This is a genomic window from Aeromicrobium sp. REDSEA-S32_B7, from assembly GCF_001626145.1.
Classification (GTDB): Bacteria; Actinomycetota; Actinomycetes; order Propionibacteriales; family Nocardioidaceae; genus Aeromicrobium; species Aeromicrobium erythreum.
In genome coordinates this window covers 1-6,411 of record NZ_LUNF01000273.1, presented here as the reverse complement: position 1 = coordinate 6,411, position 6,411 = coordinate 1, and the positions used below count along the sequence as shown (strand labels likewise).

At 66.7% G+C, this 6,411-nt stretch carries 9 protein-coding genes; 8 read left to right on the top strand and 1 reads right to left on the bottom strand.

Going from position 1 to position 6,411, the window contains the following annotated elements; genetic code table 11:
- Nucleotides 1–112: 112 nt before the first annotated feature.
- The 7 genes from ndhC (at nt 113) to A6Q79_RS16330 (ending at nt 5,320) form a co-directional block, all read left to right on the top strand.
- Nucleotides 113–487, top strand: coding sequence for an NADH-quinone oxidoreductase subunit A (ndhC, locus tag A6Q79_RS16360; RefSeq protein WP_050601222.1), 375 nt, complete (start codon nt 113–115; stop codon nt 485–487).
- Between the two features lies 1 nt (nt 488).
- Nucleotides 489–1,055 carry an NADH-quinone oxidoreductase subunit B family protein gene (locus tag A6Q79_RS16355; protein WP_082835494.1) on the top strand — a complete coding sequence of 189 codons (567 nt, stop codon included), beginning with the start codon at nt 489–491 and terminating at the stop codon, nt 1,053–1,055.
- Between the two features lie 6 nt (nt 1,056–1,061).
- A complete protein-coding gene (locus A6Q79_RS16350; RefSeq protein WP_317698785.1) occupies nt 1,062–1,985 on the top strand; it encodes an NADH-quinone oxidoreductase subunit C in 924 nt (307 codons plus the stop codon).
- 6 nt (nt 1,986–1,991) lie between these two features.
- Nucleotides 1,992–3,155: an NADH-quinone oxidoreductase subunit D gene (locus A6Q79_RS16345; RefSeq protein ID WP_317698784.1), complete on the top strand. Its 1,164-nt coding sequence runs from the start codon at nt 1,992–1,994 to the stop codon at nt 3,153–3,155.
- Between the two features lie 146 nt (nt 3,156–3,301).
- Nucleotides 3,302–3,457, top strand: coding sequence for a hypothetical protein (locus tag A6Q79_RS16340; RefSeq protein WP_317698783.1), 156 nt, complete (start codon nt 3,302–3,304; stop codon nt 3,455–3,457).
- A complete protein-coding gene (locus tag A6Q79_RS16335; protein ID WP_288988021.1) occupies nt 3,450–4,118 on the top strand; it encodes an NAD(P)H-dependent oxidoreductase subunit E in 669 nt (222 codons plus the stop codon). The genes A6Q79_RS16340 and A6Q79_RS16335 overlap by 8 nt, the downstream gene beginning before the upstream one ends.
- A complete protein-coding gene (locus tag A6Q79_RS16330) occupies nt 4,118–5,320 on the top strand; it encodes a polysaccharide biosynthesis C-terminal domain-containing protein (protein ID WP_317698782.1) in 1,203 nt (400 codons plus the stop codon). The genes A6Q79_RS16335 and A6Q79_RS16330 overlap by 1 nt, the downstream gene beginning before the upstream one ends.
- Before the next feature lie 32 nt (nt 5,321–5,352).
- Here the strand turns inward: A6Q79_RS16330 and A6Q79_RS16325 are convergent, their stop codons facing one another.
- The gene (locus tag A6Q79_RS16325) at nt 5,353–5,817 is read right to left on the bottom strand and encodes a hypothetical protein (RefSeq protein ID WP_317698786.1); all 465 of its coding nucleotides are present in this window, start codon (nt 5,815–5,817) and stop codon (nt 5,353–5,355) included.
- Here A6Q79_RS16325 and A6Q79_RS16320 point away from each other — a divergent pair.
- Nucleotides 5,717–6,411: TIGR03857 family LLM class F420-dependent oxidoreductase (locus A6Q79_RS16320; RefSeq protein ID WP_317698781.1), on the top strand; the 695-nt coding region annotated here is incomplete at its 3' end. The two genes, A6Q79_RS16325 and A6Q79_RS16320, sit on opposite strands and share 101 nt — an antisense overlap.

The window sequence follows — 6,411 nt, the reverse complement described above, 5'->3', positions numbered from 1 at the left end:
GTGCGCGGGGTGCGGAATTGTTGCGAATTGTTCGCATTTCTGCACCCTTGCGCCATCTGGGTGAGGGGCCTAGAGGCGGGCGCGAACCAAGCTTTACGCCTAGGAATCATTCGTGGTCGACCTCGAACAATACCTGCCCATCCTGATCTTCCTGATATTCGCCGCAGGGCTTTCGGCGCTGTTCGTCTTCCTGCCGATGGGCGTGTCGCGGCTGACCGGAGCGCACAAGCCCGATGCCGAGAAGCTCAGCGAATATGAGTGCGGTTTCCCCGCCTTCGAGGACCCGCGCAGCCAGTTCGACGTCAAGTTCTACCTCGTGGCAATCAGCTTCCTGCTGTTCGATCTCGAGGCCTCGTTCCTGTTTCCCTGGGCGGTAAGCCTCGAATACACCGGCTGGACCGGCTGGATCGCGATGATCATCTTCCTCGGCATTCTGGCGGTCGGCCTGGCCTATGAATGGAAGATGGGCGCACTGGACTGGGAATGACATGAGCAATTCGACCATCATCACCCCGCCGCAGACCGTGCCCGCCGCGCAGGGCGGCGAAACCCGCCAGCCCGACGCGGACTATTTCAACGCGCTCCAGACCGAGGTGAACGACAAGGGGTTCCTCGTCACCAGCACCGAGGACCTGTTCCAGTGGGCGCGCACCGGATCGCTGTGGTGGATGACCTTCGGCCTCGCCTGCTGCGCGGTCGAGATGATCCACGTCAACATGCCGCGTTACGACATGGAGCGCTTCGGCGTGGCTCCGCGCGCCTCGCCGCGGCAGAGCGACGTGATGATCGTAGCCGGTACGCTGTGCAACAAGATGGCGCCCGCGCTGCGCAAGGTCTACGACCAGATGTCGGAGCCCAAATACGTCATCTCGATGGGCAGCTGCGCCAATGGCGGCGGCTATTACCATTACAGCTATTCGGTGGTGCGCGGCTGCGACCGTATCGTCCCCGTCGACATCTATGTTCCCGGGTGCCCGCCGACCGCCGAAGCGCTGCTTTACGGCGTGATGCAGCTGCAGCGGAAAATCCGCCGCGCGGGCACGATCGAGAGGTAGGGCGCAATGGCTACGCTACATTCCGCACCCCGCTTCACGCAGATCAACGGGCTGAAGGACACGCTGGGCAAGGCGCTCGGCGCGCACTTGCTCGATGTGCATGAAGAGCACGGCGAACTGCTGTTCACCGTAAAGCGCGACAGCATCGAGGACGTGCTGCGCATCCTGCGCGACGACCACAAGTACCAGCAGCTGATGGAAATCGCCGGAGTCGACTATCCGAGCCGCGCGGAGCGGTTCGAAGTCGTCTACATGCTGCTGTCGCTGACCACGAACAACCGCATCATGGTCAAGTGTTCGGCGAGCGAGGACACGCCGGTCCCGACGGCAACGACGCTGTGGCCCAATGCGGGCTGGCTCGAGCGCGAAGTGTTCGACATGTACGGGGTGCTGTTCAGCGGCAATCCCGACCTGCGCCGCATCCTGACCGACTATGGTTTCCAAGGGCATCCGCAGCGCAAGGACTTCCCGCTGACCGGCTATACCGAACTGCGCTATTCCGAAGAGGACAAGCGCGTCGTCTACGAGCCCGTAAAGCTGGCGCAGGATTTCCGCAGCTTCGACTTCCTCAGCCCGTGGGAAGGCGCCGACTATATCCTTCCCGGCGACGAAAAGGCGGGCGGCACCGGTGAGGCGCCGGGCAAGGGCGCGCCGACGCCGATGACCGCAGAGGCGGTCAAGAAGACCGACGAGGCGAAGAAGGCACCGCCGCCGACGCCCAAGACGACCGACAACGGCAAGCAGACCGGCGCGGGCGAAAAGGCGAATAAGGAAGCCGCGAAGCCGAGCAAGGACGGCGCCAAGGCCAAGCCTGCGGCAAAGGCCAAGACGCCCGCGACCAAGAAGGCCGAAAAGGCTCCGGCAAAACCCAAGGCAGCCGCCAAGGCGCCGATCAAGCCGCGCAAGCCCAAAGCAGGAGGTGACGCATGACCGATAATGCGACGGTCCGGCACCACGGAACCGCAGCATCCCGCGGCGCACGGCGTGCTGCGCATGGTGATGGAACTCGACGGCGAGATTATCGAACGCGTCGACCCGCACGTCGGGCTGCTCCACCGCGGCACCGAAAAGCTGATCGAGTATAAGACCTATCTGCAGGCGTTGCCCTATTTCGACCGGCTCGACTATTGCTCGCCGCTCGGCATGGAGCATAGCTATGTGCTGGCGATCGAGAAATTGCTCGATCTCGAAGTGCCCGAACGCGCGCAATATCTGCGCGTGCTGTTCGCCGAGCTGACGCGCATCTGCAACCATATGCTCAACATCGGGTCGCACGTGATGGACGTCGGCGCGATGACGCCGAACCTGTGGGTGTTCGAACTGCGCGAGGATTGCCTCAACTTCTTCGAACGCGCGAGCGGCGCGCGGATGCACTCGGCCTGGTTCCGCCCCGGCGGCGTCCATCAGGACGTTCCCGAAAAGCTGCTCGTCGATATCGGCGAATGGGTCGATAAGCGCCTGCCCGAACTGTTCGGCGATGCGATGAGCCTCGTCATCGACAACCGTATCTTCAAACAGCGCAACGTCGATATCGCCGTGGTCAGCAAGGAAGACGCGCTGGCCTGGGGCTTCTCGGGCCCGATGATCCGCGGCAGCGGCATCGCGTGGGATTTGCGCAAGGCACAGCCCTATGACGCCTATGCCAAGATGGATTTCGACATTCCCGTTGGGACCAAGGGCGACTGCTACGACCGCTTCATGGTCCGCGTGCAGGAAGTCTATCAGTCGGCTCGCATCATCAAGCAGTGCCTGCGCGACATGCCCAGCGGCCCGGTTGCCAGCCTCGACCGCAAGGTTTCGCCGCCGAAGCGCGGCGAGATGAAGCAGTCGATGGAATCGCTGATCCACCACTTCAAGCTCTATACCGAGGGCTTTCACGTCCCGGCGGGCGAGGTTTACGTGGCGACCGAAAGCCCCAAGGGCGAATTCGGCGTCTATCTGGTCAGCGACGGCACCAACAAGCCGTACCGCTGCAAGATCCGCCCGACAGCGTTCAGCCACCTTCAGGCGATGGACTTCATGTGCAAGGGGCACATGCTTGCCGATACGACCGCGATCATCGGCGCGATCGACGTCGTGTTCGGGGAGTGCGACCGGTGAATTGGCTCGCGGCTTATCGCCATCAACTGGCTGAGGAAGCCGCGGGTCGCAGTAACCGGTTTGCTCGCATCTTGGGGTATTTTCGTACTTTTTCGTGGATTTGTGTCGCCATAGGTGCAGCGTTCGTAGGCTTCGGGGTTTGGTACATGTTGACCTACCCCGGAGACGGTACGGCCAGCATGGCGTTTCTCTTCTTTCCATTAGGGGCCGTTCTGATCTCTGCACTGGGTGGAGGGGTTTATGGCCTCGCCCAATTGTTTCTATCGGTCAGTAAAACTTCGGAATTTAAAGAAAATGGCTGACGCACCCCAAATCCCCGACGAAGCCGAAGTCCGCGCGCGCTGGGGCGCTTTTGCGTGGACGAAGGAAAATGCCGAGAAGGCGAAGGCCGTCGTCGCGCGCTACCCGGCGGGGCGTCAGCGTTCGGCGGTGATGCCGCTGCTCGATCTCGCGCAGCGCCAGGTCGGTGCCGAGACGCAGACGCAGGGCTGGCTGCCCGTGCCGGTGATCGAATATGTCGCGGCCGAGCTCGATATGCCGTTCATGCGCGCCTACGAAGTCGCGACCTTCTACACCATGTACAATCTCGCGCCGGTCGGCCGCTATCATGTGCAGGTTTGCGGCACGACGCCGTGCCTGCTGCGCGGGTCGGACGATGTCATGGCGGCGTGCAAGAACCGCGGGATGACCAAGGGCAAGACCACGCCCGACGGGCTGTTCACGCTGACCGAGGTCGAGTGCATGGGCACCTGCACCAACGCGCCGATGGTCCAGATCAACGACGATAATTACGAAGATCTCGACTATGACAGCATGACCCGCATCCTCGAGGATCTGGCGGCGGGCAAGCAGCCCAAGACCGGCACCCAGAATGTGCAGCGTCATACGAGCGATCCCGAAGGCGGCCCGACGACCCTGAAAGACATGGTCAAGGCCAACCACGACTATCGGAAGGAATGGTGATGACCCAGAAGGACATCATCACGATCCTGGCGATCATCGGTGCGCTCGTCGTGCTCGTGGGGGTCCCCCTCGCGCTCGCGACCGCGCCCGACGGCCTGGCCCCCGCGGTGGTCGTCGCCGCTGTCCCGCTCGCCGTCCTGGCCTCGCTGACCGCCCTCGCCCTCGGGGTCTCCCGCGGTGCCGGCGACACGCTGACCTACCCGCTGCTGCAGAACGTCCTGCTGCCCGCCGGTCGCGTGGTCGCGGTCGGGGTCGCCGTCCTGGCCGGGTGGGGAGTCAGCGAGGTTGTGGCGGCGTGGTTGCTGCCGGTGCCGCTCGTGCTCGTGGTCGCCATCGCGCTCGCCCTGCGGCACGTCCCACGCACGCGGACCCCGCGCCGCGCCTACCCGGGCTTTTGGGGATTCAGCGCGGCACGGGGGGCCACAGCGTGCGTCGAGGTCGTCCTCGAGTGGGCCGACGTCGTGGTCGTCGGCGTGCTCGCGTCGCCGGCCGAGGCCGGCGTGTACGCCGTGGTCACGCGCTGCGCCCGTGCGGGCGAGGTCGTGCAGCAGGCGGCGCGCATCGCCGTCGGGCCGGCGATCAGCAGCGCGTCGGCCCGCGGCGACACGGCGCTCGTGGGACGTCTGTACGGCGTCGTCACCGCCGCCATGGTGTGGGCGGCCTGGCCGTTCTACGCCGTGCTGGCGGTGTTCGCCGAGCCCGTGCTCTCGATCTTCGGCCCCGACTTCACCTCGGGCGCGACGTCGCTGCGCGTCCTCGCGGTTGCGATGGCGGTGGCCACCGCCGCGGGCGCCGTCCAGAGCGTGCTGCTCATGGCCGGGCGCAGCAGCTGGCAGCTCGCCGACAAGACCGGGGCGCTCGTGCTCGACCTCCTCCTGCTGGCGCTGCTCGTCCCGCACTGGGGCATCGAGGGCGCGGCCGTCGCCTGGGCGGCGACCATCGTCGTCGACACCCTCGTCGTGGGCTACCAGGTGCAGGTGTTGATGGGCGTGCGCCCGCCGTGGCGACCGATCCTCTGGGCGGCCGCCCTGCCCGTCGTGCTCGTCCTCGTCCCGAGCGCGCTCGCGCTGCTGCTGTGGGGCACGTCGTGGACGGTGGCCGTCACCACGACCGCCGTGGTCGCCATCGTCCACGTCGTCGTGGGCGTCGTGGCGCGCGAGCGGCTCGGCCTCGTCGCTTTGGCCAGGCTCCGGGCCGTCTGACCCACCGGGCCCGGGCCGCTCCCGGGTGCTGCTCAGCGGCGCGGGAGCAGGACCGTCAGGGCGACGTCGACGCCCTGCACGGCCAGCAGGCTGCGCACGCGACGTGCCGCGACCGCGTCGTCGTCGACCGACCGCGCCAGCACCACGTGGTCGACACGGGTGCCAAGGGTCGCGACGAGGGCGTCGGAGGCCAGCGCGGAGGAGTCGACGACCACGAGCTCGCCCGTCCAGGTCGCCTTCTTGCGGTCCGTGGGCCAGCCGCGCGCGATCTTGCTCTCGAGCAGGGCCGACGCGTCGACGTGCCGCACGGGCAGGCCGCGGCGGCGCAGCGCCTCGGCCAGGCCCTCTCCCGACTGGGTGCCGACGGACCCGTCGACGAGGAGCGTCACGGGACCGTTGGCCGGCGCGGTCGCCGGGGTCACCGAGCGGCTCGGCATCGCGACCGCGGCGACCAACCACGTGACCAGGCACCCGCTGGTGACCGCCACGATGGCCACGACGGCGCACCGGATGAGCGAGGGCCGCTACGCGCTCGGGCTCGGCCGTGGCTTCGACGTCCTCTTCGACCTGATGGGCCTGCCGCGCATCACCGGCGCCCAGATGGAGGACGCCATCGGCATCTACCGCCGGCTCTGGCGCGGCGAGTCCGTGGTGGGGCACGAGGGGCCGGCGGGGAGCTACCCCTACCTCAACCAGGACTCCTCCTTCGACGAGCGCATCCCCGTGCTGATGATGGCCATCGGTGACAGGTCGCTCGAGCTCGCCGGCCAGGTGGCCGACGGGGTCGTGCTGCACACCTTCCTCACCGACGAGGCGCTGGCCCGGATGGTGCGGGTGGTCCGCGAGTCCGCCGAGCGCGCCGGCCGCGACCCCGCGTCGGTGCGGGTCTGGTCGGTGCTCGCCACGGTCGAGGACGCCATCGACGAGGAGGCTCGGTTGCGCAAGCTGGTCGGGCGGCTGGCGACGTACCTCCAGGGCTACGGCGCCGTCCTGGTCAGGGCCAACGGCTGGGACCCCGAGGTCTTCCGGCGGTTCCGGGAGGACCCGTTCGTGACCGGGTACGGCGGTGCGTTCGACGCCATCGGCACCAC